General features: G+C 44.5%; 19 protein-coding genes and 1 tRNA gene. 17 read left to right on the forward strand and 3 right to left on the reverse strand.

Going from position 1 to position 24,350, the window contains the following annotated elements:
• The first annotated feature begins 114 nt into the window (after positions 1-114).
• The 11 genes from DW251_RS13080 to DW251_RS13130 all read left to right on the forward strand — a co-directional run bounded on the left by DW251_RS13080 (position 115) and on the right by DW251_RS13130 (position 9,398).
• Positions 115-186, forward strand: a tRNA-Gly gene (locus tag DW251_RS13080).
• Between the two features lie 142 nt (positions 187-328).
• Entirely contained in the window at positions 329-1,174 is an 846-nt protein-coding gene (locus DW251_RS13085) for a VanW family protein (RefSeq protein ID WP_182433625.1), read from the forward strand.
• Positions 1,162-1,554 carry a hypothetical protein gene (locus DW251_RS13090; RefSeq protein WP_118301408.1) on the forward strand — a complete coding sequence of 131 codons (393 nt, stop codon included), beginning with the start codon at positions 1,162-1,164 and terminating at the stop codon, positions 1,552-1,554. The genes DW251_RS13085 and DW251_RS13090 overlap by 13 nt, the downstream gene beginning before the upstream one ends.
• 210 nt (positions 1,555-1,764) lie before the next feature.
• Positions 1,765-2,595, forward strand: coding sequence for a hypothetical protein (locus DW251_RS13095; RefSeq protein WP_021869554.1), 831 nt, complete (start codon positions 1,765-1,767; stop codon positions 2,593-2,595).
• A gap of 165 nt (positions 2,596-2,760) precedes the next feature.
• On the forward strand, positions 2,761-3,939 hold the full coding sequence (locus tag DW251_RS13100) for an aminotransferase class I/II-fold pyridoxal phosphate-dependent enzyme (RefSeq protein ID WP_118301409.1): 1,179 nt from the start codon (positions 2,761-2,763) through the stop codon (positions 3,937-3,939).
• The gene (locus tag DW251_RS13105; protein WP_118301410.1) at positions 3,936-4,445 is read left to right on the forward strand and encodes a VanZ family protein; all 510 of its coding nucleotides are present in this window, start codon (positions 3,936-3,938) and stop codon (positions 4,443-4,445) included. Before DW251_RS13100 ends, DW251_RS13105 begins: the two co-directional genes overlap by 4 nt.
• Complete coding sequence (truA, locus tag DW251_RS13110; protein WP_021869557.1) at positions 4,435-5,268, forward strand: tRNA pseudouridine(38-40) synthase TruA; 834 nt, start codon at positions 4,435-4,437, stop codon at positions 5,266-5,268. Before DW251_RS13105 ends, truA begins: the two co-directional genes overlap by 11 nt.
• Positions 5,268-6,461 (forward strand): cation diffusion facilitator family transporter, encoded by a 1,194-nt coding sequence (locus DW251_RS13115; protein WP_021869558.1) that lies wholly within the window; start codon positions 5,268-5,270, stop codon positions 6,459-6,461. The genes truA and DW251_RS13115 overlap by 1 nt, the downstream gene beginning before the upstream one ends.
• 35 nt (positions 6,462-6,496) lie before the next feature.
• Complete coding sequence (locus DW251_RS13120) at positions 6,497-7,039, forward strand: RNA polymerase sigma factor (RefSeq protein WP_118301411.1); 543 nt, start codon at positions 6,497-6,499, stop codon at positions 7,037-7,039.
• Positions 7,040-7,192: 153 nt separating this feature from the next.
• Complete coding sequence (locus tag DW251_RS13125) at positions 7,193-8,053, forward strand: DegV family protein (protein ID WP_118301412.1); 861 nt, start codon at positions 7,193-7,195, stop codon at positions 8,051-8,053.
• Between the two features lie 22 nt (positions 8,054-8,075).
• Positions 8,076-9,398, forward strand: a complete 1,323-nt coding sequence (locus DW251_RS13130; RefSeq protein ID WP_118301413.1) for a CapA family protein — start codon at positions 8,076-8,078, stop codon at positions 9,396-9,398.
• Here the strand turns inward: DW251_RS13130 and DW251_RS13135 are convergent.
• Positions 9,358-10,344, reverse strand: coding sequence for a TIGR01212 family radical SAM protein (locus DW251_RS13135; protein ID WP_021869562.1), 987 nt, complete (start codon positions 10,342-10,344; stop codon positions 9,358-9,360). The two genes, DW251_RS13130 and DW251_RS13135, sit on opposite strands and share 41 nt — an antisense overlap.
• Before the next feature lie 199 nt (positions 10,345-10,543).
• On the opposite strand from DW251_RS13135, the gene DW251_RS13140 reads away from it, so the two are divergent.
• Positions 10,544-11,833 carry a galactokinase family protein gene (locus DW251_RS13140; protein ID WP_021869563.1) on the forward strand — a complete coding sequence of 430 codons (1,290 nt, stop codon included), beginning with the start codon at positions 10,544-10,546 and terminating at the stop codon, positions 11,831-11,833.
• 102 nt (positions 11,834-11,935) lie between these two features.
• Here DW251_RS13140 and DW251_RS13145 read toward each other — a convergent pair whose 3' ends face one another.
• Both DW251_RS13145 and DW251_RS13150 read right to left on the reverse strand, forming a co-directional pair.
• Positions 11,936-13,393, reverse strand: coding sequence for a nicotinate phosphoribosyltransferase (locus DW251_RS13145; protein ID WP_021869564.1), 1,458 nt, complete (start codon positions 13,391-13,393; stop codon positions 11,936-11,938).
• A 180-nt stretch (positions 13,394-13,573) separates the two neighbouring features.
• Positions 13,574-14,410, reverse strand: coding sequence for an RNA methyltransferase (locus DW251_RS13150; RefSeq protein ID WP_118301414.1), 837 nt, complete (start codon positions 14,408-14,410; stop codon positions 13,574-13,576).
• Between the two features lie 201 nt (positions 14,411-14,611).
• Here DW251_RS13150 and hcp point away from each other — a divergent pair, with 201 nt between their 5' ends.
• The 5 genes from hcp to DW251_RS13180 all read left to right on the forward strand — a co-directional run bounded on the left by hcp (position 14,612) and on the right by DW251_RS13180 (position 24,314).
• Positions 14,612-16,243, forward strand: a complete 1,632-nt coding sequence (gene hcp, locus DW251_RS13155) for a hydroxylamine reductase (protein ID WP_118301415.1) — start codon at positions 14,612-14,614, stop codon at positions 16,241-16,243.
• Between the two features lie 442 nt (positions 16,244-16,685).
• Entirely contained in the window at positions 16,686-19,814 is a 3,129-nt protein-coding gene (ileS, locus tag DW251_RS13165) for an isoleucine--tRNA ligase (RefSeq protein WP_118301417.1), read from the forward strand.
• Positions 19,815-20,035: 221 nt separating this feature from the next.
• Positions 20,036-22,492 carry a glycogen/starch/alpha-glucan phosphorylase gene (locus DW251_RS13170; RefSeq protein WP_118301418.1) on the forward strand — a complete coding sequence of 819 codons (2,457 nt, stop codon included), beginning with the start codon at positions 20,036-20,038 and terminating at the stop codon, positions 22,490-22,492.
• 189 nt (positions 22,493-22,681) lie between these two features.
• Positions 22,682-23,542 carry a methylenetetrahydrofolate reductase [NAD(P)H] gene (metF, locus tag DW251_RS13175; RefSeq protein WP_118301449.1) on the forward strand — a complete coding sequence of 287 codons (861 nt, stop codon included), beginning with the start codon at positions 22,682-22,684 and terminating at the stop codon, positions 23,540-23,542.
• A gap of 121 nt (positions 23,543-23,663) precedes the next feature.
• The gene (locus DW251_RS13180) at positions 23,664-24,314 is read left to right on the forward strand and encodes a vitamin B12 dependent-methionine synthase activation domain-containing protein (protein ID WP_021869570.1); all 651 of its coding nucleotides are present in this window, start codon (positions 23,664-23,666) and stop codon (positions 24,312-24,314) included.
• Positions 24,315-24,350 lie beyond the last annotated feature (36 nt).

Here is a 24,350-nt window from a genome sequence, read left to right on the forward strand (position 1 = left end):
CGAGGGCTTGACCAATAAGGTTTAGGGAAAACAAAGGTTGTAAGTATTCGGAAAATCAACAGTTCAATATGTGGTTTTGAAGGTATGTATCAAAATTAAATATATTTTTAAAATGCGCGAGTGGCTCAGGGGTGGAGCACCACCTTGCCAAGGTGGGGGCCGCGGGTTCGAATCCCGTCTCGCGCTTTTTTATTATATAATCCGGAGTCTTAAGTTACAAGATTTCCGGCTTTTTTTGTATTGTCTTATCTATTGATATTTTCTATTATTTCTAGTACTATTAAAAAAGTAACCAATTGCAATGATGGTAACAGGGGAGACAGAAGATATGAAAAGCTTTATTTATGCGAAGATAAGATTTATAGGTGTATTATTTTTACTTATTTTATTTAACAGTATTACGGTATTTGCTGCTGGTAATGAAGAATATTTCCGATCCGTATTTGACCCGGACTATTATTATAACCAGTACCCGGATCTGCAGGAACAATTAGGTAATGACAGTGAAGCCTTATTTCATCATTTTGTGACAATCGGGGTAAGGGAAGGCAGATTAGGAAATGCAGAATTTAATTTACGGGCCTATGTGTTACATAACAGAGATCTGCTGGATTATTATAAAACAGATCTAGCAGCTTATTGTAAACATTATATGGAAATTGGAAAGGCAGAAGGAAGAACCTGCCTGCCGACAGGAGATGAACAAAATCTGATCGGTACCTATTCGACCCATTATGATACAACCGTACCAAGGGCCGTAAATATAGGAATAGCAGTAGAACGGTTAAACGGAACGGTTATACAGCCGGGACAGCTTTTTTCTTACAGTCAGACGCTGTTACCGAGAATACCGGAACATGGATACGTTATGGCGCCTGCGATCGGCCGCTATGAATACGGCGGTGGTATCTGTCAGGTATCGTCCACTCTTTATGCTGCCATGTGTGATGCCCTGCTCCCAGTTATAGAGCGCTATCCACATTCTTCCCATGTCTCCTACATCCCGGTGGGAATGGATGCCACTATATCAGAAGCAGGCGGCAAGGATCTGAAATTTATAAATATTGGTCAGGATCCTTTAAAGATCGTAGCAGAAACTAACGAAGGTACAATAACCGTTTCTATTTATTTAGTGTCAAAAGAGACGCTGGAAACAGTGATGTGTTTGCAGTAACCGACAATGATTCCTGGGAAGAGTGGTCCGGAAAAATTTATCCGGCAGATCCGGCATATTATAATTTCACCATCAAAGGGGCAAGTAAAGAAAAGTATAAGATCGTTGTTGATGGAATGACTACCTATCAGTTTATCAATGTAGATGGTGAATGGTATTATGATGTAAATGCAGATGGTGAAATAGATGAAGCTGAGATGGATAAGAGAGATATTGAAAGTTCATACTATTATCCAGAGATTATATTCTTAAGTGACGGCAGAGTTGCCATGCAGATGGAGATCACTTTGAATTATACAGAGGAAGATGATGTAAATACTTATTATGGATGGCCTGCAAAAGGCAGTTTAGCAATCAATATTTTCTACACTAGAAAATAATTTTTCATTTGGATTATTGTTATAAAACATATCTGAAGTTAAAAGCGGGATCAGAAACTATCTTCTGGTCCTGCTTTTTTTGAAGTATCGGATTATTTATGATCTCTCCAATCCCCCATTCGCCAATTACCATTATTTCTGCTATAATAAGAAAAGATTACGTGAACGGAGACAGCATGTTACGTATTGGAGAAATGTGGAGGAAAACAAATGAACATAAAGAAGATCGTATGCATAACAGCCCTTGCATCCCTGGCGATGACAGGTACGGCCTTTGCGGGTACCTGGAAAGGGGGAGAAGGGGAAAATCAGAATAAATGGTGGTATGATAACGGCAACGGAAGCTATCCTTCAAACTGCTGGCAGTGGATCGATGGAAATGGGGATGGGACAGCGGAAAGTTATTATTTCGATCATAATGGCTGGCTGCTGACAGATACTACAACACCGGATGGCTATACAGTGAATGCAAGCGGTGCCTGGGTGCAGAATGGTGTTGTCCAAACTAAAAAAACAGGACAGGCTGTAAATGAAGCAAAGATCAACGTAAATGCCAATCCCATTGATTATGAGGGGATTTATAGTTACAGTGGAGCTGCATCCTACGTTTACAATGAACAGACCAGGCAATATGTGCTGTGCGGGATAACAGAGGGAAATTCCTGGGATGAATGGCTGGAGAAGATCTATCCGTCCAAGCCTACATATGAGGAATTTGCCATCAAAAAAACAGATGTGGACAGATACCGTTTTGTAGATAAGGTGAGAACTACCTATCGCTTTATCCGGGATGATGGGGAATGGTATTATGATATTAATTCAGACGGCCGTATTGATGAATATGAACGGGACCGGAAAAATGAACTGGAAAGATCTTATAATTACCCGGAAATTGAGTTTCTGGAAGATGGCCGGATCATGATGAACACAGAAAGATATCTGGATTATACAGGCAGTGATGGAAGCACAAGCAGCCGTTATGGCTGGCCATCTCAGGGCAAGTTTTTATTAAAGACAGAGATCTATTATACCAGGAGATAGCTGGGAAATACTGGAAGATAAGTTTTGCATCCCTCTTGTCACCGCCATTCATTTGTATTATAATATCCAGAATGGTTTTAAGATGTCCTCTCGGAGTCTTTCATGCACCTGCTCAGGCACAGAAAGATCCCGAGAGAACATGATGCATATTTGGAGGAAATGAAAATGAAATTTGCAAAAAGGATGGATCGGTTTGGAGAGGGAATTTTTTCCAGACTGGCTGAGATCAAGAATAAAAGGATCAGTGAAGGAAAAGAAGTGATCGATCTAAGTATCGGTGCGCCAAACATTCCACCGGCAGAGCATATCCGCAAGGCACTTTGCGAGGAAGCTATGAAGCCGGAGAATTATGTTTACGCCATCAGCGATACCAAAAAGCTGTTAGATACAGTGGCAGACTGGTATAAGAGAAGATATGATGTGGAACTGGATCCGGATACAGAGATTTGTTCCCTTTTAGGTTCCCAGGAAGGTCTGGCTCACATTGCCCTGTCTATTGCAGATGAGGGAGACATCGTTATGGTGCCGGATCCATGTTACCCAGTATTCGGAGATGGTCCGCAGATCGCAGGGGCAGAGCTTTATTATATGCCTCTTAAGAAAGAAAATGACTATATTATCCAGCTTCAGGACATCCCGGAAGAAGTGGCAAGAAAAGCAAAACTGATGGTCGTTTCTTATCCAAACAACCCGACTACCGCTATGGCTCCTGCGCAGTTTTACAGAGACCTGGTAGCATTTGCAAAGAAATACGATATCATTGTTCTCCATGATAATGCATACAGCGAGCTTGTATTTGATGGAAAGACCTGCGGAAGCTTTTTAAGTTACCCGGGCGCAAAAGAGATCGGTGTGGAATTTAATTCACTTTCCAAGACTTATGGCCTTGCAGGTGCAAGAATTGGTTTCTGCCTTGGAAATAAAGAGGTTGTAAAGCATCTTAAGATGTTAAAATCCAATATGGACTATGGCATGTTCCTGCCGATCCAGGCAGCAGCAGTAGCAGCTCTTACCGGCGATCAGGACTGTGTTTATGATACCATGAAAGCCTATGAGGCAAGAAGAGATATTCTCTGTGACGGTTTTCGCTCCATTGGCTGGGAAATGGACCGTCCGGTAGCAACTATGTTTGTATGGGCTCCGATCCCGAAGCAGTATAAGTCTTCAGAAGCTTTTGTTATGGATCTGGTAGAAAAGACAGGCGTTATGGTGACACCGGGAAGTGCTTTCGGACCATCCGGCGAAGGCTTTGTGCGTATGGCTTTGGTACAGGACCGTGAGGCATTAGAGCGTGCGATCCATGCAGTAGATGAAAGCGGAATTTTCTCAAAGGAGAATTCATGAAAACGTTCATGAAAAAATGGAAATGGAAGATCCTGATCCTGGTATATCTCTGCTTTATATATGGCAATTCTCTGACTCCTGCAGCTATTTCTTCTAAGGAGAGCGGATATTTTCTTGCGAAGATACAGGATTTCCTTGCAGGAGCGGGAATGGATGCCTGGTGGCTGACAGAGCATCTGGTGCGCAAAGCCGCCCATTTTACAGAATATGCAGGACTGGGATTTTTACTGGCGATGAATACAGGGGCTGGAATAGCGCCTGTATTTTGCCTTTTAAAAGGAAATGTGACGGCAGTACTTTTTATGCCTTTTGTAGATGAAACCATACAGCTGTTTGTAGAAGGCAGGTCCGGTCAGATATCCGATGTGTGGCTGGATATGGCGGGAATTGTTACCGGGATCATGGTTACGGCAGGTTTCATGAAAATGACGGGCGCTTTGAAAACTGGCAGAAAAGCTGCAAAGGGAAAGGGCAGCGGAAACAGGAGCAGGAATAATGAATTATAAAGTGGTAATGGCTTATGACGGAAGCCGGTATAATGGCTGGCAGAAACAGGGGAATACAGATAAGACCATTCAGGGAAAATTAGAACAGATCCTTTTTAAGATGACCGGGGAAGAGATCGAAGTCCATGGTTCCGGCCGGACCGATGCAGGAGTCCATGCCAGGGGCCAGGTAGCAAATTTTCACATAGACTGGAAAAAACTGGAAGTCCAGGAGAAGCGGGAACTGGAAAAAAATGCCGGAAACCAGGCTGGACAGGGCTGTAAAAGGGAAAAATGTGGCGGAAAGAAAACGCCGGATCAGATCATGGAATATATCAATGAGTATCTGCCGGAGGATATTGCGGTTTTATCCTGTGAAGTGGCTCCGGAGCGTTTCCACAGCCGCCTTTCAGCAGTGAGAAAGACGTATTGCTATCAGCTGGAAATGGGACCGAAAAAAGATGTTTTTCAGAGAAATTATTATTATGGTCTGGGAGAACGGTTGGATGTTTCTGCCATGAAGGCAGCAGCCGGTCTTCTTACAGGAACCCATGATTTTAAAAGTTTCTGCGGCAATAAGAAAATGAAGAAATCAACGGTACGTACCATTGAAAAAATAGAGTTTGAGCAGTCAGGAAGCCGCCTGCATATTTATTTTACAGGAAATGGATTTTTACAGCAGATGGTACGTATCCTTACTGGCACGCTGATCGAAGTGGGACAGGGAAAATGTGCACCGGATAAGATAACAAGGATCCTGGACGCACAGGACCGGCAGGCAGCAGGACCAACTGCCCCGGCTCAGGGACTGTTCCTGGTAAATGTAGGGTATGAGGATAAGTGATGACTGATTTTTTAGTAAAATGTTTTGTGAAAGATCATGATAAAACAGAAGATCCCCAGGTGCGCACCCGGTATGGGATCCTGGCAAGTATTGTAGGCATCTGCTGCAATCTGCTTCTGTTTGCTTCCAAGCTGTTTATTGGCGTTCTGGTAAACAGTGTGTCCGTTATGGCAGATGCATTTAATAACTTATCCGATGCTGCATCGTCCATTATCGGTTTTATCGGTGTGCGTATGGCAGGAAAACCGGCTGACAGCGATCACCCTTTTGGGCATGGGCGGATTGAATATATTTCTGCTTTTATTGTGGCTTTCCTGGTTATTCAGGTGGGATTTTCCCTGTTTAAAACTTCTCTTGGAAAAGTGCTCCACCCGGAAGAAGTGTATTTTAAATGGATCTCCGTGCTGATCCTTCTTATTTCCGTAGGAGTGAAGTTCTGGCTGTCATTGTTTAACAGAAAACTGGGAAGCAGGATCAATTCCAAGGTGATGGAGGCAACGGCTGCAGATGCCATGGGAGATGTAATGACTACCAGTGCAGCCATTTTATCCCTTCTTGCTTTGAAATATTTAAACTGGAATATTGATGGCATTGTAGGTCTGGCAGTTTCCGTGGCTGTTATGTACGGCGGATTGAATATTGCAAAAGATACGTTGGCGCCGCTGATCGGAGAAGCCATTGAACCGGAGGTTTATGAGGAAATATCCAATTTTGTAGAAGGCTATGAAGGAATACTGGGAACCCATGACCTGATCGTTCACAATTATGGTCCGTCCCACAGTATGGCTTCTATCCATGCGGAAGTTCCAAGCAACTACGATCCGGAGTATTCCCATGAGATCATTGACCGGATCGAAAGGGATGCTGCAAAAAAATTTAACATGATGTTAGTGATCCACATGGACCCGGTAGAGCGGGATAATAAACGTCTGGCCCAGTACCGCTCCCTGATCAGCCGGGTGCTTATGGATATTGATATCCGCCTGTCGTTCCATGATTTTCGCATAGTAGGGTCAGGCAAAAATGTGTGTCTGGTGTTCGATCTGGTGGTTCCAAGAGAATATAAAGCATCGGCAGTGGGAAGACTGAAAAACAGGATCAATAATGAAGTCAGCCGCCGGGAGCCGGGATGCCGCTGTTCCATCACAGCAGAAAACAGTTTTCGTTCAGAGAAACATGGATCGGAGAAATAGGCATTGCCGCCATTTTAGTCCTGGCAGAAGGGATAATGGGAACTGGTATAATGGCAATGGAACTGGAAAACTGGATCTGTGACATGGCAAATGGAGATAAAGAAGGGCTGCGGCAGTTTTATGAGGAAACGGCCCGGTCTGTATACAGTTTTATTTTCTCAGTTTTAAAGGATCCACATGAGTCAGAAGATGTGATGCAGGAAACATTTCTGGCAGTGTGGGAACATGCAGGGGACTATGTTCCCTATGGAAAGCCGCTGGCGTGGGTATTTACCATTGCAAGGCGGCTTTGCTATATGCGTCTGCGGGAGAAAAAGCGGCAGGAAACTTTAGAAGACGGGGAGATCGATGATACCGGTGTGCCACAGCCACAGTTAGAACAGACAGCAGAGAGGACCGCTCTTTTACAGGCGTTAGACCAGTTAAATGAAACGGAACGGCAGATCGTGCTTTTGTATGCAGCTGCAGGGATGAAGCACCGGGAGATCGCCCAGGTCTTAAATATGCCCCAGGCAACGGAACTTTCCAAATACAGCCGCTCTGTGAAGAAACTGCAGAAAATGTTATATGCGTCATAATTGCGAAAAATTTGCTGCAGGCCTGCCTTATGAACAGGAATAAAAACTTCGGTTAGCATTGCATTTTATATAGTATGCTGTTATAATAAGTAGTAATGAATACTACATGTTAGGATAATCGAACGACATGTTGGATAACCGGAGGATAGAAACATGACTTACAAGATCATTGGAGACAGCTGTCTTGATCTGACAGAAGAACTGAAAAGGGACCCGAGGTTTCAGATGGTACCGCTGACATTGCAGGTGGGGGCTGCACAGGTGGTAGATGATGAGACTTTTGATCAGAAAGCTTTCATCCGTATGGTGAAGGAGTGTCCGGAGTGCCCGAAAACTGCCTGCCCTTCCCCAGAGATCTTTAAAGAAGCATATGAGGCAGCAGATGCAGAGGCAGTATTTGTGATCACTCTTTCCAGCCATTTAAGCGGAAGTTATAATTCAGCTGCTCTTGCAAAGCAGCTGTATGAAGAAGAAATGAAGGAAAAAGGAATTACGTCTTCTAAAAAGATCGAAGTTTTAGATTCCGAGTCTGCATCAGCAGGACAGTTAGAGCAGGCCCTTTATATCAGGGATCTGTGTGAACAGGGATTAAACTTTGAAGAAGTAGTGGAAAAGCTGAGAAAATTCCGTGATGAGATGCACACCTACTTTGTTCTTGAAAGCCTTGATACCTTACGCAAGAACGGCAGACTTTCCGGACTGCAGGCATTCTTTGCAACTGCCTTAAATATCAAGCCAGTTATGGGCGCTGACCATGGTGTGATCATCAAATTAGACCAGGCAAGAGGTATCAACAAGGGGCTTCAGAGAATGTGCGATATTGCCATTAAAGAAGCAGGGGATACCACAGGAAAACGTGCAGTTGTATGCCATGTAAATAATCCTGAAAGAGGAGAGTACGTAAAGCAGGAACTGGCAAAGCGTGCATCTTTTAAGGAGATCGTTGTTACAAATGCAGCTGGCGTTGCTACCGTATATGCAAATGACGGTGGTATCGTGCTGGCAATTGGTTAATATTGGTAAACAGGAATAAAAAATGAACAGAAAAAAATGGATATGCACAGCGGCCGCTATTACAGGGCTGCTGTTGGCAGTTATAGCGGGTTTATCGATCCGGCATATGAAAAACAGTTCTTATGTAAGTGCCAGTGAGCTGGCGGGGCAGAAGAGCGGGTCAGTGTCTGAAAAACTGGAAGAAAATGGAAATGAAGACCTGGCAGAAAGCAGTGAAAGCAAAAATGGCCAGCCAGATGGTAAACAGGATCAGGAAAATGGTGTTGGTGCAGAAAAGAATGAGAACGGTGGAAATAGCAGCGCTGGACAGAACACGGATGAAGAAGCTGCCGAAAATGATAGCAGTACAGGTGAGTCAGAAAATGACAGCCAGGAGAGTAAGACTGAGTCTGAAGCAGAGCCAACGGATCAGCTGGTAAATCTGGTCTTTTCCGGTGACATTCTTTTATCAGATCATGTGATGAATGCCTATAAAAACGGAGGCATCCGCAGCGTACTGGACAGCCAGTTTCAGTCTGTGATCGATGAGTCGGATATTTTCATGGCAAATGAGGAATTTCCTTTCAGTACCCGGGGAACGCCGGCAGAGGATAAGCAGTTTACTTTCCGGGCGGCACCGTCTTTGACCTTTGTTTTTAAAGAGCTGGGGATCGATATTGTGACACTGGCAAATAATCATGCCATGGATTATGGGACAGATGCTTTACTGGATACCTGTGATACTTTGGATAAAGCCGGTATCAGGAGAGTAGGAGCAGGAAAGAACTTAGATGAGGCAAAAGCACCTGTTATTTTAGAAGCCCAGGGCAAAAAGATCGGCTTTCTGGGAGCATCCAGGGTAATACCGGTGGCTTCCTGGAATGCAACTTCTACAAAGCCGGGTATGTTTACTACCTATGATCCGAAAATACTGGTGGATGAGATAAAGAAGCTGAGAGAGCAGTGTGATTATCTGGTGGTATATGTCCACTGGGGCATTGAGCGCAGTGAAAGGCCGGAAGACTACCAGAGATCTCTTGGAAAGCAGTATATAGATGCCGGGGCAGATGTAGTCATTGGCAGTCATCCCCATGTGCTTCAGGGGGTGGAATATTATAAGGGAAAGCCGATCGTATACAGTCTGGGCAATTTCATTTTCGGAAGCAGTATCCCTAAGACGGCACTGCTTAAGGTGCAGTGGGATGGGCAGGCAAGCCAGCTTACCTTTGTGCCGGGAACGTCTTCCGCCGGATATACAAGAGTGCTTGAAAATGAAGCCCAGAAGGCAGACTTTGCCTCTTATATGACAGGTATTTCCTATGGTGTTACCATTGAGGATGACGGAACGGTAGTGCCGCAGGGATAAGCGGGGACACATAACACTGTCCCTGCCATGCCCCACGTTCTTTAAAACGTTTATGCAGCTGATTTAAAACAAGCCGTTTGTTTCCGCTCCACAAAGGCGCGATCAGGAGATTTTTCGGTCCGTCACCGGTCATGCGGTGAATGGTGATCCGGGGCGGTAAAAGCGTGATACAGTCGATCACAAGATCGATATATTCTTCTATAGAAAACACATGAAAGGGATCTGTCTGGTAGACATCTGCCAGATCGGTCCCTTTTAATATATGGAGCAGCTGCAGCTTGATCCCGTCAATGGGCCGGTCTGCCAGATAGGTTACAGTTTCCTTCATCTGGTCTGTGGTTTCGCCGGGAAGTCCAAGGATCACATGGACGATCACAGTAATGCCGGCTTTTTTCAGCCGTTTTAAAGCATCCTCAAACACAGGAAGTTCATAACCTCTGCGGATAAAGCGGGCGGTTTTTTCATGGATCGTCTGAAGCCCAAGCTCCACCCAGACCGGTTTCTTACTGTTTAACTCTTTTAACAGGTCTATAATATCATCCCCCAGGCAGTCCGGCCTTGTGGCAATGGAAAGAGCAGCGATATCCGGGTGGCTGATGGCACGTTCAAACAGTGGTTTCAAATAAAAAACCGGTGCGTAGGTATTGGTAAAGGACTGAAAATAGGCGATATAATTGCAAGCTTCATCAGAGCCGGTCTTATTACTTACCCGTCCTTTGGCAGCTTCGATCTGATCCCATACATCTGTTTTCAGGCTTTCCGCAAAATCTCCGGAACCGCCTTCGCTGCAGAAAATGCATCCCCTGGTCCCACAGGTGCCGTCCCGGTTGGGACAGGTAAGACCTGCATCCAGTGACAGTTTATATACTTTATGTCCAAATGTATGTTTCAGCTCCCAGTCCAGACTGTGATAGGGGCGGCCGTTCCAGTTGTGTTCCAGTTCCATGTAAGACTCCTTAAAAATAATTCCGGTCTGCCTGCAGGGCAAAGCAGGGACCGTTGTCATGTGTATGTCCAGTTATAACAGAAAAAATGTCAGCTGTCCATGAAAGAATGTGCAATATCGAAAAATATTGTATTGTGACAGATGTTACTTTTGTGTTAGACTGATAATAGCATATCAGCAGAAAAAGGAGAGGGCAGCTATGAATGTATGTGAGACCATAAAACAGTTAAATAGTGAAAAAACAGATGCATTTATGCATGAACTTTATGGAAAAGGAGCAGCTGAAAACAAAGCAAGATATGAGAAGGTACTGAAAGGCTTTGAACAGGCGTTTGGCGACAGCAAAGAAGTCCTTCTTTTCTCATCACCGGGCCGTACAGAGATCAGCGGAAACCATACAGACCACAACCACGGCAAGGTGCTGGCCGGCAGTATCAACTTAGACTGTGTAGGCGCAGCTGCAAAGAATTATTCCAGCCATGTGCGGATCATCAGCGAAACCTATAATCAGGACATTACTATTGACTTAAATGATCTGGAGCCAAGTGCTAAGAAAGCAGGAACTGTTGATCTGATCAAAGGTATTTTAAAGGGATTTGAAACATCAGGCTACAGTGTTGGCGGCTTTAATGCTTATATTACCAGCAATGTGATCAGCGCAGCCGGTGTCAGTTCCTCCGCTTCTTTTGAAATGTTATTATGCTCCATGTTAAATGCATTTTTCAATGAAAGCCGTATGGACAATGTGGCTTATGCCCATATTGGAAAATTTGCGGAAAATAAATACTGGGACAAGGCATCAGGACTTCTTGACCAGATGGCATGTGCAGTAGGCGGCCTGATCACCATTGATTTTGTAGAGCCTATGACTCCGGTAGTACAGAAGATCGATTTTGATTTCAAGGCACAGAACCACAGTCTGATCATTGTCCAGACCGGAAAAGGCCATGCTGATCTGAGTGCTGAGTATTCTTCCATTCCGGAAGAGATGAAGAAGGTGGCAAAGTATTTTGGAAAAGATGTTTTAGCCCAGATCTCAGAAGAGAAGGTGATCCAGCATCTTCCTGAGATCCGGAAGTTTGCAGGAGACCGTGCAGTACTGCGTGCCCTTCATTTCTTTGAGGAAAACAAGAGAGTGGAAGCAGAGGTAGCAGCATTAAAAGAGGGCCGTTTTAATGATTTCCTGGAAAATATCACAGCATCCGGAAATTCTTCCTGGAAATGGCTGCAGAACTGCTTTACTACCAGCAATAACGCAGAACAGGGAATTACCGTTGCCCTTGCTTTAACAGAGCTGTTTATAGCCCAGAAGCAGAGAGGTGCCTGCCGTGTACACGGAGGCGGTTTCGCAGGTGTTATCATGGCAATGCTTCCAAATGACCTGGTAGAAGAATATACAAAATATATGGAGAAATGCCTGGGAGAAGGCTGCGCTTATAATATGAGCATCCGGCCTTATGGCGCGATCTGCGTAAGTGATTATTTATAATGTGATACCAGAGTCAAAAACAAAGAGACATTTATACGAAATGGGCCGTCTGCGAAAACAGACGGCCTTGTTTGTTATCATGCGATCATATTCTTATTACTTTCATTTCTTGTGATAGCTGTCCAGTAATTTCTGTTTCGTCTGCCACAATTCATTAGAAAGATCTACATGAACGGTGTGAGGATTTACCAGACGTTTGGACTCATCCCATAAGGTATCCAGTTCTTCCTTACAGTATTTCTGGATATCCATTACCTTTGGTGATTCATAAACGCATTCGCCGTTTAAGAAGACTGGTACTAACAGTTCGCGCATGGTGTAGCTGCCAGGTGCTAATAAGGTTTTCTTCCATGTTTCCTGTGGGTCGAAAAGGAGAAGAGAATTGTTAGTATCGAACTTCTCGCCTACCAGGCAGATCAGATCTGCGATGATCTTTCCGTTTTCTTTGTCATAAATACGGTAAATGGTCTTGTTTCCAGGGTTGGTGATCTTTTCAGCATTCTCAGATAACTTGATCTTTGGAATGAATTCACCGGTGGTCTTGTCCTTTACAGCAGCTAACTTGTAAACACCGCCAAAGGATGGGCAGTCCTTCGCTGTGATCAGATTGGTACCAACGCCCCAGGAATTGATGGTAGCGCCCTGTACCTTTAAGCTGTCGATCAGGTACTCATCCAGGTCATTGGAAGCGGAGATAACTGCATCCGGGAAGCCTGCTGCGTCCAGCATCTTCTTTGCTTTCTTTGACAGATATGCCAGGTCACCGCTGTCTAAGCGGATACCGTAGAAGGTCAGCGGAATGCCAGCTTCTCTCATTTCCTTAAATACCTTGATGGCATTTGGAATACCGGATTTTAAGGTATCATAAGTATCTACTAACAGGATACATGCAGATGGGTACAGCTTTGCATAGGTACGGAAAGCGGTCAGCTCATCCGGGAAACTCATGATCCAGCTGTGTGCATGGGTTCCTTTTACCGGAACATCAAACATCTTTCCGCAGAGTACATTGGAAGTACCGATACAGCCTGCGATCATGGCAGCTCTTGCGCCGTAAGTACCGGCATCAGCTCCCTGGGCACGGCGGAGACCGAATTCCATAACGCCATCGCCCTTTGCAGCGTGGACAATACGCTCTGTTTTAGTTGCGATCAGACTTTGGTGGTTGATAATGGTAAGAAGTGCTGTTTCAACCAGCTGTGCCTGCATGATCGGTGCGATTACTTTAATTAAAGACTCTCTTGGGAATACAACGGTACCTTCCGGGATAGCGTAGATATCGCCTGTAAAACGGAAAGTACTAAGATACTCTAAGAAGTCTTCTGCAAATATATTTAAACTTCTTAAATATTCAATATCACTTTCGTCAAAATGGAGTCCTTTGATATATTCAATGGCCTGTTCCAGACCGGCACAAATGGCAAAACCATTTCCATGGGGATTGGTACGGTAGAACATATCGAAGATGACAGTTTCATTTGCGTCTTTTTCCTTAAAATAGCCCTGCATCATCGTCAGTTCATACAGGTCAGTGAGTAGTGTGAGATTTCTGTGATCCATAAGTTGGCTCCCTCCTGGTACACAGTCTTTGGTTTGAAATAAATGGCTGTGTGCGGTTGTTTGTAAAGTTTCCGTAACAATATAGCATATTTATGTAAAAAAAGGAACATATCGTTACAAATTTAACAATATTATATACACATGACAAGACAAGTGTTCTGACAGAGCGAAATAAAATGCCTATTTCCTCCGTCCAAGCTGCCAGAAAGCCACAGCACTGGCTGCTGCCACATTCAGGGAGTCTACTCCGTGGAACATAGGAATGAGAACGGTGTAGTCGCAGGCTGCAATAGTAGCATCTTTCAGGCCTTCGCCTTCTGTGCCAAGGACAATAGCCAGCTTTTCATGGGAAGTTAAAACAGGATCGTCAATGGATACAGAGTCGGTTTTTAATGCCATAGCAGCAGTTTTAAAGCCCAAAGCTTTTAAGGTATCCATGGAAGCATCCGGCCAAGAATTTTTGGGAAGAATGGTCCATGGGATCTGGAATACAGTTCCCATGCTCACACGGGAGGCGCGGCGGTATAATGGATCAGCGCAGCCATGGGTGAGAAGTACAGCGTCCATGCCAAGGGCAGCAGCAGAACGGATAATGGCTCCTACATTAGTTGGGTTTACTACATCTTCTAAAATAGCAATGCGGTTTGCATGTTTACATATATCTTCTACAGAAGGAAGGACATTGCGCTTCATGGCGCAGAGCATGCCACGGGTCAGTGCAAAGCCGGTGAGTTTTGTAAGTACATTGTATTCAGCGGTAAATACAGGCACATCAGGGTATTTTTCAAGAAGCTGTCTGGTTTCGCCTCCGTCAGCTGAGACCAGCCGTTTCTCTGCCAGAAAAGAAATGGGAACATATCCTGCATTTAATGCCCGTTCAATCACCTTGGGGCTTTCAGCAATAAAAATGCCGGGATTCGGTTCAAAATAGTGGAGAAGCTGGGCCTCGTTGCAGCGGGCGTAGATGTCAAGCTCCGGGGCGTTAAAGTCTGTTATTTCAATTTCATTTAATTTCATAAAAATAAGTCCTTTAATGGGTGATATGTAGTTTAGTGATATATCATTTCCGCGATCGCGGGAAAATATATCTGTTTTCTAGTATAGAGGAAATGTATATTCTTGGCAACCGGACATAGTTACATGGTTTCAGGAAAAATGGTTATTCTAAATCTATCAAAGAATTATCAAAAATTTATTAGTGCAAAGGAGACCAGATCCATGGAAAATAAAATGTTCTGTTACCAGTGTCAGGAAACAGCCAACTGCACTGGCTGTACTTTAACCGGCGTCTGTGGCAAAAATCCCCAGGTTGCGGCAGCTCAGGATCTTTTGGTGTATGTGACAAAGGGGTATTGTGAGGTAACAACCAGACTGCGTAAGGAAGGCACGAATATCAGTGATGCTGAAAACCGCATGGTGGTAATGAACCTGTTTATGACCATTACAAATGCTAATTTTGATAAAGAGGCCATTGAGAACCGGATCCATGACACTCTTCATGTGAAAAAAGAATTATTAAAGAAGGTAAAAGATACCTCCGGGCTTTCTGAGGCTGCTTTGTGGGACGGAAGCGGGGACTGGGAGGTGATCGCCGGAAAAGTGGGAGTTCTTTCCAATCCAGATGAGGATATCCGAAGCCTTCAGCAGTTGATCACCTATGGCATCAAGGGACTTTGCGCTTATACCAAACATGCCAATGCCCTGATGCATACAGATCCAAAGCTGGATGCGTTTATACAGGAAACTCTGGCAAAGACATTGGATAACAGCTTGTCGGCAGAGGAATTAGTGGCGTTGACCTTAAAAACAGGAGAATACGGTGTAAAGGGAATGGCCATGTTAGATGCTGCCAATACCGGGGCTTATGGAGATCCAGAGATCACAGCAGTGAATATCGGTGTAAGAAAAAATCCGGGCATTCTGGTTTCTGGTCATGACCAGCGGGACCTGGAAATGCTTTTGGAGCAGACAAAAGGAACAGGCGTGGATGTGTATACCCATTCAGAAATGCTTCCTGCCTGCAGTTATCCGGCCTTTAAGAAATATCCCCATTTTGTGGGGAATTATGGCAATGCCTGGTGGCAGCAGAAAGAAGAATTTGAGTCATTTAACGGGCCGATCCTTATGACCACTAACTGTATCGTGCCGCCAAAAGCCAGTTATAAAGACCGTCTTTACACCACCGGTGCAGCAGGATATCCGGGCTGTACCTATATTCCAGGGGGCTTAGGAGAAAAGAAGGATTTTTCCCAGATCATAGAACAGGCAAAGAAATGTCCGCCGCCTAAAGAACTGGAATTTGGTACGATCCCAGGTGGCTTTGCCCATGCCCAGGTGATCGCGCTGGCAGATAAAGTAGTGGCAGCGGTAAAGTCCGGGAAAATAAAGAAATTCGTAGTCATGGCGGGCTGTGACGGACGCATGAAGAGCCGTGAATATTATACAGAATTTGCCAAAGCGCTGCCAAAAGATACCGTGATCCTCACAGCAGGCTGCGCCAAGTACCGCTACAATAAATTAAAACTGGGAGACATTGACGGCATCCCAAGGATCCTGGATGCAGGCCAGTGTAACGACTCCTATTCCCTGGCAGTGATCGCCATGAAGCTGAAAGAGGTATTTGGACTGGATGATATCAACGACCTTCCTATTATTTATAACATTGCCTGGTATGAGCAGAAAGCCGTGATCGTTTTCCTGGCCCTTCTGTCTTTAGGTATCAAAAACATCCACTTAGGTCCAACGCTGCCTGCGTTCCTGTCCCCGGCGGTGTTGAAAGTGCTGGTGGAGAAGTTTCATATTGCGGGAATCACGACGGTGGAAGAGGATATGAAGTTGTTTTTTGGATAGATACTGTGTATTTTTAAAGTTTTCTCCTCAGTTTAGCCGTTGACATTTCCATCCCCAGTCATTATAATGTAACTGTTATAATGAAAGTTATAAAAGAAAAGCCAAGAAGGAGACAGTATCCTTTTCCAAACATTACAGAGAGCCGGTGCAGGTGGAAATCCGGTATCAGTAGGAGAAAGGAGAAGATCACTCCGGAGCTGCCAGCTGAAGTTTTAAGTAGGCCGGGCCGCATTTCCTGCGTTAAGGGAACTCATATGATGGTATGCAGTAACAGGTGGTTGAACGAATCTAAGCTTTCGTCCTTTTACGGGGATGGAAGCTTTTTCTTTTTTATGGTGATGCACCGTCAGGTGACAGATCCATGTATTGAAAATTCAGGGCGCTGACCTTGAAAAGTACCTGTGAGACATTCTTCAAATTTAGAAATGGAGGAAAAGCAAGGATGTATGACAAAGTCCCCACAGACCTTAAGTTTGTGGAAAGAGAAAAAGAAGTCGAAAAGTTCTGGGAAGATGAACACATTTTTGAGAAGAGTATTAAGATGCGTGAAGGCTGCCAGCCATATGTATTCTATGATGGACCGCCAACCGCAAACGGTAAGCCGCATATCGGCCATGTTGAGACCCGTGTAATCAAGGATATGATCCCGAGATTTCGCGCTATGAAGGGCTATATGGTTCCAAGAAAGGCCGGCTGGGATACTCACGGACTTCCTGTAGAACTGGAAGTAGAAAAGAAGTTAGGCCTTGACGGAAAGGACCAGATCGAAAAATACGGTCTGGAGCCATTTATCAAGCAGTGTAAGGAAAGTGTCTGGAAATACAAGGGCATGTGGGAAGATTTCTCCGGCACTGTTGGTTTCTGGGCTGATATGGACAATCCATATGTTACCTACCACAATTCCTTTATTGAGTCTGAATGGTGGGCATTAAAGCAGATCTGGGATAAAGGCCTGTTATACAAGGGCTTTAAGGTAGTTCCTTATTGCCCACGCTGCGGTACCCCGCTTTCCTCCCACGAGGTAGCGCAGGGATACAAGGACGTAAAAGAGCGTTCTGCAGTGGTACGTTTTAAAGTAAAAGGGGAAGATGCTTATATCCTGGCATGGACCACAACCCCATGGACCCTTCCAAGCAACCTGGCACTTTGCGTAAACCCAAATGAAGAATACGTAAAAGTGAAGGCAGCAGACGGCTATACCTATTACATTGCACATGCATTAATGGAAAAGGTATTAGGAGAAGGCTGTGAGGTTCTGGAAACTTATGTAGGTAAGGATCTGGAATTCAAGGAATATGAGCCATTATACGACTGCTCCGTTCCATACTGCGAGAAGCAGCACAAAAAAGCGTTCTATGTTGTATGTGATACCTATGTAACCTTAACAGATGGTACCGGAATCGTACACATTGCTCCTGCATTTGGTGAAGACGATGCTAATGTAGGCCGCAAGTACAACCTGCCTTTCGTCCAGTTAGTTGATGCAAAGGGTGATATGTCAGCAGATACTCCATTTGCAGGCAAGTTTGTAAAAGATGCTGATCCATTAGTATTAAAAGACTTAAAAGAAAAAGGCCTGTTATTTGATGCTCCTGCATTTGAGCACAGCTATCCACACTGCTGGAGATGCGGTACTCCACTGATCTACTATGCAAGAGAATCCTGGTTCATTAAGATGACTGCTGTTAAGGATGACCTGATCCGCAATAACAACACCATTAACTGGGTACCTGAGTCTATTGGTAAAGGCCGTTTCGGTGACTGGCTGGAGAACATTCAGGACTGGGGCATTTCCAGAAACAGATATTGGGGAACTCCATTAAATATCTGGGAGTGCGAGTGCGGACATCAGCATTCCATCGGAAGCATTGAAGAATTAAAGAGCATGTCTGACAACTGCCCGGATGATATTGAACTTCACCGTCCATACATTGACGCTGTTACCATCCGCTGCCCGAAGTGCGGCAAGCAGATGAAGCGTGTACCGGAAGTTATCGACTGCTGGTTCGACTCTGGTGCAATGCCATTTGCACAGCATCATTATCCATTTGAGAATAAGGAACTGTTTGAGTCCCAGTTCCCGGCTCAGTTCATTTCCGAGGCTGTAGACCAGACTCGTGGATGGTTTTACTCCCTGTTAGCTGAGTCTACCTTACTGTTCAACAAGGCTCCTTACGAAAATGTAGTTGTAATGGGTCTGGTTCTGGATGAGAACGGACAGAAGATGAGTAAGTCCAAGGGAAATGCAGTTGACCCATTTGACACCTTACAGAAGCATGGCGCAGATGCCATCAGATGGTTCTTCTATACCTGCTCCGCTCCATGGATCCCGAAGAGATACCAGGATAAGGCAGTGACCGAAGGACAGAGAAAGTTCATGGGTACCTTATGGAATACCTACGCATTCTGGGTATTGTATGCAAATATCGACAACTTTGACGCTACCAAATACAGCTTAGAATATGATAAGCTGCCGGTAATGGATAAGTGGCTGCTGTCCAAGATGAACTCCATGGTCAAGGCAGTAGATGACAACCTGATGAACTACCGTATCCCTGAGGCTGCAAAGGCTCTCCAGGAATTCGTAGATGATATGAGTAACTGGTACGTGCGCAGAAGCCGTGAGCGTTTCTGGGCAAAGGGCATGGAGCAGGATAAGATCAATGCCTATATGACCCTGTACACCGCTCTTGTAACTGTTGCAAAGGCAGCTGCTCCTATGATCCCGTTCATGACAGAGCAGATCTACCAGAACCTGGTAAGAAAGATCGACAAGACCGCTCCGGAAAGCGTTCATCTGTGCGACTTCCCTGTAGTAAAGGAAGAGTGGATTGATGAGAAGTTAGAAGCAGATATGGAAGAAGTTCTGGATACTGTTGTTATGGGCCGTGCAGCCAGAAATACAGCAAATATCAAGAACCGTCAGCCAATCGCCCAGATGTATGTAAAGGCAGACCATGCATTATCTGATTTCTATGTAGAGATCATTGAAGAAGAGTTAAATGTAAAGAAAGTAACCTTTACAGATGACGTAAGAGCCTTCACTTCCTATACATTTAAGCCACAGTTAAAGACCGTAGGACCAAAATACGGCAAGCTGTTAGGAAAGATCCGTGAAGCACTGACCAACTTAGACGGAAGTGCTGCTATGGATACTTTAAATGAGACCGGCGCATTAACCTTTGACTTTGACGGACAGGAAGTTGTTCTTACAAAGGATGACCTGTTGATCGATGTAGCAAAGAAAGATGGTTATGTAACAGAAGAAGACAACTATGTAACTGTTGTCCTGGATACCAACCTGACTCCTGAACTGATCGAAGAAGGTTTTGTCCGCGAAGTGATCAGCAAGATCCAGACCATGCGTAAGGAAGCTGGCTTTGAGGTTATGGACCACATCGGCGTATACCAGAGCGGCAACGACAAGATCGCTGAGCTGATCAAGAACAACGCAGATGAGATCAAGAGCGAGGTTATGGCTGATTACATCCACTTAGGTGAGATGAAGGGCTTCACCAAAGAGTGGAACATCAACGGCGAGACTGTTATGTTAGGTGTGGAAAAGCTGTAAAGTAGCCATATAATAATGGTAAAATATGGTTTAATATCCGTATTTAAGTTGAAATAGACTGGAAAAAATGGTAATATGAGGGACAGGGCAGAAATGTTACCTGTCCCTTGTTTGTATCATTTATTTGTCAAACAGATCAGCAGCGCGTGCAGGCGTGTGCGGGTCAAAATATGGGTATGCTTTCTGTAAAGGGGGCATATGGGAAAATGAGGAGGAAGGCTATGAAAAATACAGGCTTTGACAAGGCTTTGTTCAAAAGTGCAGTAACCTTTAATGTAAAAAACATGTTCCGTCGTACCATCGACGAAGCAACCCCTCAGCAGATCTTCCAGGCTGTGGCTTATACAGTAAAGGACGATATCATTGACCAGTGGATAACAACCCACAAGGAATATGAGAAAAAAGATGTAAAGACCCTTTATTATCTGTCTATGGAGTTTTTAATGGGTCGTGCCCTTGGAAACAATATGATCAATCTTCGTGAATATAAGGAGATCGCAGAAGCATTAGACGAAATGGGCTTTGACTTAAATGCTATCGAAGACCAGGAACCGGATGCAGCATTAGGAAATGGTGGTTTAGGACGTTTAGCAGCATGCTTCCTTGACTCTTTAGCAACCCTGGGCTATCCGGCATATGGCTGCGGTATCCGTTACCGTTATGGTATGTTCAAACAGAAGATCGAAGATGGTTATCAGGTAGAAGTTCCGGATAACTGGCTGGAAAATGGCAATCCATTTGAGATCCGCCGTCCGGAGTATGCTGTAGAAGTAAAATTCGGCGGCTATGTACGTATTGAAGACCGCAATGGTATGAGCCATTTCGTACAGGAAGGTTATCAGTCTGTAAAGGCTGTTCCATATGACCTGCCAGTTGTAGGCTATGGCAACCACATTGTAAATACACTTCGTATCTGGGATGCTGAACCTGTTAATACCTTTAACCTGGACTCCTTTGACCGTGGTGATTATCAGAAGGCTGTTGAGCAGGAAAACCTGGCTAAGAACATCGTTGAGGTCCTTTATCCAAATGATAACCATTATGCAGGTAAGGAACTGCGTTTAAAACAGCAGTATTTCTTCATCTCTGCCAGCGTTCAGAGAGCAGTACAGAAATTTAAAGAAAAACATGACGACATCCATCAGTTCCCTGAGAAGGTTGTATTCCAGTTAAATGATACCCATCCAACTGTAGCAATTCCTGAGTTAATGCGTATCCTCTTAGACGATGAAGGCCTTACCTGGGAAGAAGCATGGGATATTACTACAAGAACCTGTGCATACACCAACCACACGATCATGTCTGAGGCATTAGAGAAGTGGCCGGTAGACTTATTCTCCCGTCTGCTTCCACGTATCTATCAGATCGTAGAAGAGATCAACCGCCGTTTTGTAAATGAGATCCAGCAGAGATATCCTGGTGATCAGGACAAGATCGCAAAGATGGCAGTTGTATACAATGGTCAGGTAAGAATGGCTTATATGGCTATTGTAGCAGGCTTCTCTGTAAATGGTGTTGCAAGACTGCATACTGAGATCTTAAAGCATGAGGAGTTAAAAGACTTCTATGAGATGATGCCTGAGAAGTTCAACAACAAGACCAATGGTATCACCCAGAGACGTTTCCTGCTTCACGGCAACCCATTATTAGCTGACTGGGTAACTGACAAGATTGGCGATGAGTGGATCACAAACCTGCCTCATATTAAAGAACTGGCAGCATTTATGGATGATAAGGAATGCCAGAAGGAATTCCTGGATATTAAATATAAGAATAAAGTACGTCTGGCTAAGTACATTAAGGAGCACAACGGCATTGACGTTGATCCAAACTCTATTTTTGATGTACAGGTTAAGAGACTTCATGAGTACAAGCGTCAGCTGATGAACATTCTCCATGTTATGTACCTTTACAATCAGTTAAAGGATAACCCAAACATGGATATGGTTCCAAGAACCTTTATTTTCGGCGCTAAGGCAGCAGCAGGCTACCGCCGTGCAAAACTGACTATTAAGCTGATCAATGCAGTAGCAGATGTGATCAACAATGATAAGTCCATTAATGGAAAGATCAAGGTTGTATTTATTGAAGACTACCGCGTATCCAACGCAGAGATCATCTTTGCAGCAGCAGATGTCAGCGAGCAGATCTCCACAGCCAGCAAGGAGGCTTCCGGTACCGGTAACATGAAGTTCATGTTAAACGGTGCTCTTACATTAGGAACTATGGATGGTGCAAATGTTGAGATCGTAGAAGAAGTTGGACAGGAAAATGCCTTTATCTTTGGCCTTTCTGCAGACGAAGTTATCAATTATGAGAATAACGGCGGCTATAATCCAATGGATATCTTCAACAACGATCCTCAGATCCGCAGAGTACTGATGCAGCTGACCAATGGATATTATTCACCAAAGGATCCGCAGATGTTTAAGGAAATCTATGATTCTCTGTTAAATAACTGTGGCGGCAGCCGTCCGGATACTTACTTTATCCTGAAAGACTTCCGTTCCTATGCAGAGGCTCATGAGAAGATCGACAAGGCTTACAGAGACAGACAGTGGTGGGCAAAAGCAGCTCTTATCAATGTTTCCCACAGCGGTAAGTTTACTTCTGACCGTACCATTGAAGAGTATGTAAGAGATATCTGGCATCTGAAAAAGGTGACATTAGAGCAGTAAGACCCGTTCGTGCAGCGCATGAATGGTAATAAAAACTGTGATTTATGGGGGATGCTGCAGAAGCCTGCGTTTTTGCGGCATCCCTTTATTGAAAAATGATTTCTTCAAATGTGTTCTGGAAATATGTTCCTGAAACGTATCCCCAGAATACATTTGAAGATATGTTTTATGAAAGAAAGGATCTACATTATGAAGATAAAAGATATACTGGCAGAGGGCAGACCAACCCTTTCATTTGAAGTATTCCCTCCAAAGACAGCAGATGCTTATGAGTCCGTAGAAAAGGCAGCTTCCAAGATCGCCCAATTAAAGCCGGATTTTATGAGCGTTACTTACGGTGCAGGCGGCGGAACCAGTGATTATACAGTAAAGATCGCTTCTACTATTAAAGAAGAGTATGGCGTGACACCACTGGCTCATCTTACCTGTGTTTCTTCTACCAGAGAGAAAGTACATCATGTATTAGAAGAATTAAAGGCACATAAGATCGAAAATGTCCTGGCACTGAGGGGTGATATCCCACAGGACGGAAAAACACCGGAAGTTTATCACTATGCTTCTGAGCTGATCCGTGAGATTAAAGAAGCAGGGGATTTCTGTATTGGTGCAGCCTGCTATCCGGAAGGACATCCGGAATCTTCTAATAAGTCTGTGGATATGGACTATTTAAAGCAGAAGGTGGACGCTGGCTGTGATTTTGTCACTACCCAGATGTTCTTTGACAACAGCCTTCTTTACAGCTATTTATACCGCATCCGTGAGAAAGGCATTACCATTCCTGTGATCGCAGGTATCATGCCTGTTACCAGCGGAAGCCAGTTAAAGCGTATTGCACAGATGTCCGGAAGCTATATGCCGGCACGTTTCTTATCTTTAGTCGATAAATACGGAGATAATCCGGCAGCTATGAAGCAGGCTGGTATCGCTTATGCTACAGATCAGATCATCGACCTTCTGGCAAATGGTATTAAGGGAATTCATGTGTACACCATGAATAAGCCGGATGTAGCTGCACAGATCCAGAGCAATATTTCAGAGCTGCTGAAATAACGTAATGAGTCCAAAAGAAAAACAAGCCATTAACGAAGGTTCCGCCTGCGAATGCAGGCAGTAGAGCACGATAGTGTGGGAACCTGAGTGAACGGCTTGGGACAGGAGGACATACAGGAAAATGGAACTGGCAGATATTAACAGAAGAGAGGTTTTACGCTATCTGGGGTATAAAAACCAGGAGGCAGACGAAAATGTAAGTAGGATCGTGGAAGACTGCCTGGAGCTTTTGTGGAAAAATGTTTCACCTAAGTACCGGGTGCGGGAATTTCCTCTTACTCTGGGAGCAGACAATCGGATCGATGGGGAAGTTTTCCAGACAAAAAGCAGAAATCTTTCTGTTAATTTAAAAGACTGTGAAAAAATACTGGTTTTTGCCGCAACGTTGGGTGTGGGAGCGGATTACCTGATCCAGAAGTACAACCGCCTGGAAATGAGCCGGGCAGTGATCTTGCAGGCTGCTTCTGCGGCTATGATCGAGGAATACTGCGATCAGGTGTGTGAAGGCCTGAAAAAAGAGTACGAAGAAAAAGGCCTGTATCTGCGGCCAAGGTTCAGTCCCGGATACGGGGATTTTTCTTTAAGCTGCCAGAGCGCTGTTTTAGATGCACTGGATGCAGGAAAGCACCTGGGGATCAAACTGACAGACAGTTTTCTGATGATGCCTTCCAAATCCGTAACAGCAGTGATCGGAGTGAGCCAAAAGCCCCACCGCTGTGACGTAAAGGGCTGTGAGGCCTGCGGAAAAACAGACTGCCTGTACAGGCGGTAGCGGACAGAGTCATTATGAACTGTTACGCTTAAATAG

It is taken from the genome of Clostridium sp. AM22-11AC (assembly GCF_003473545.1).
In the GTDB taxonomy this organism is placed as follows: Bacteria; Bacillota; Clostridia; order Lachnospirales; family Lachnospiraceae; genus Enterocloster.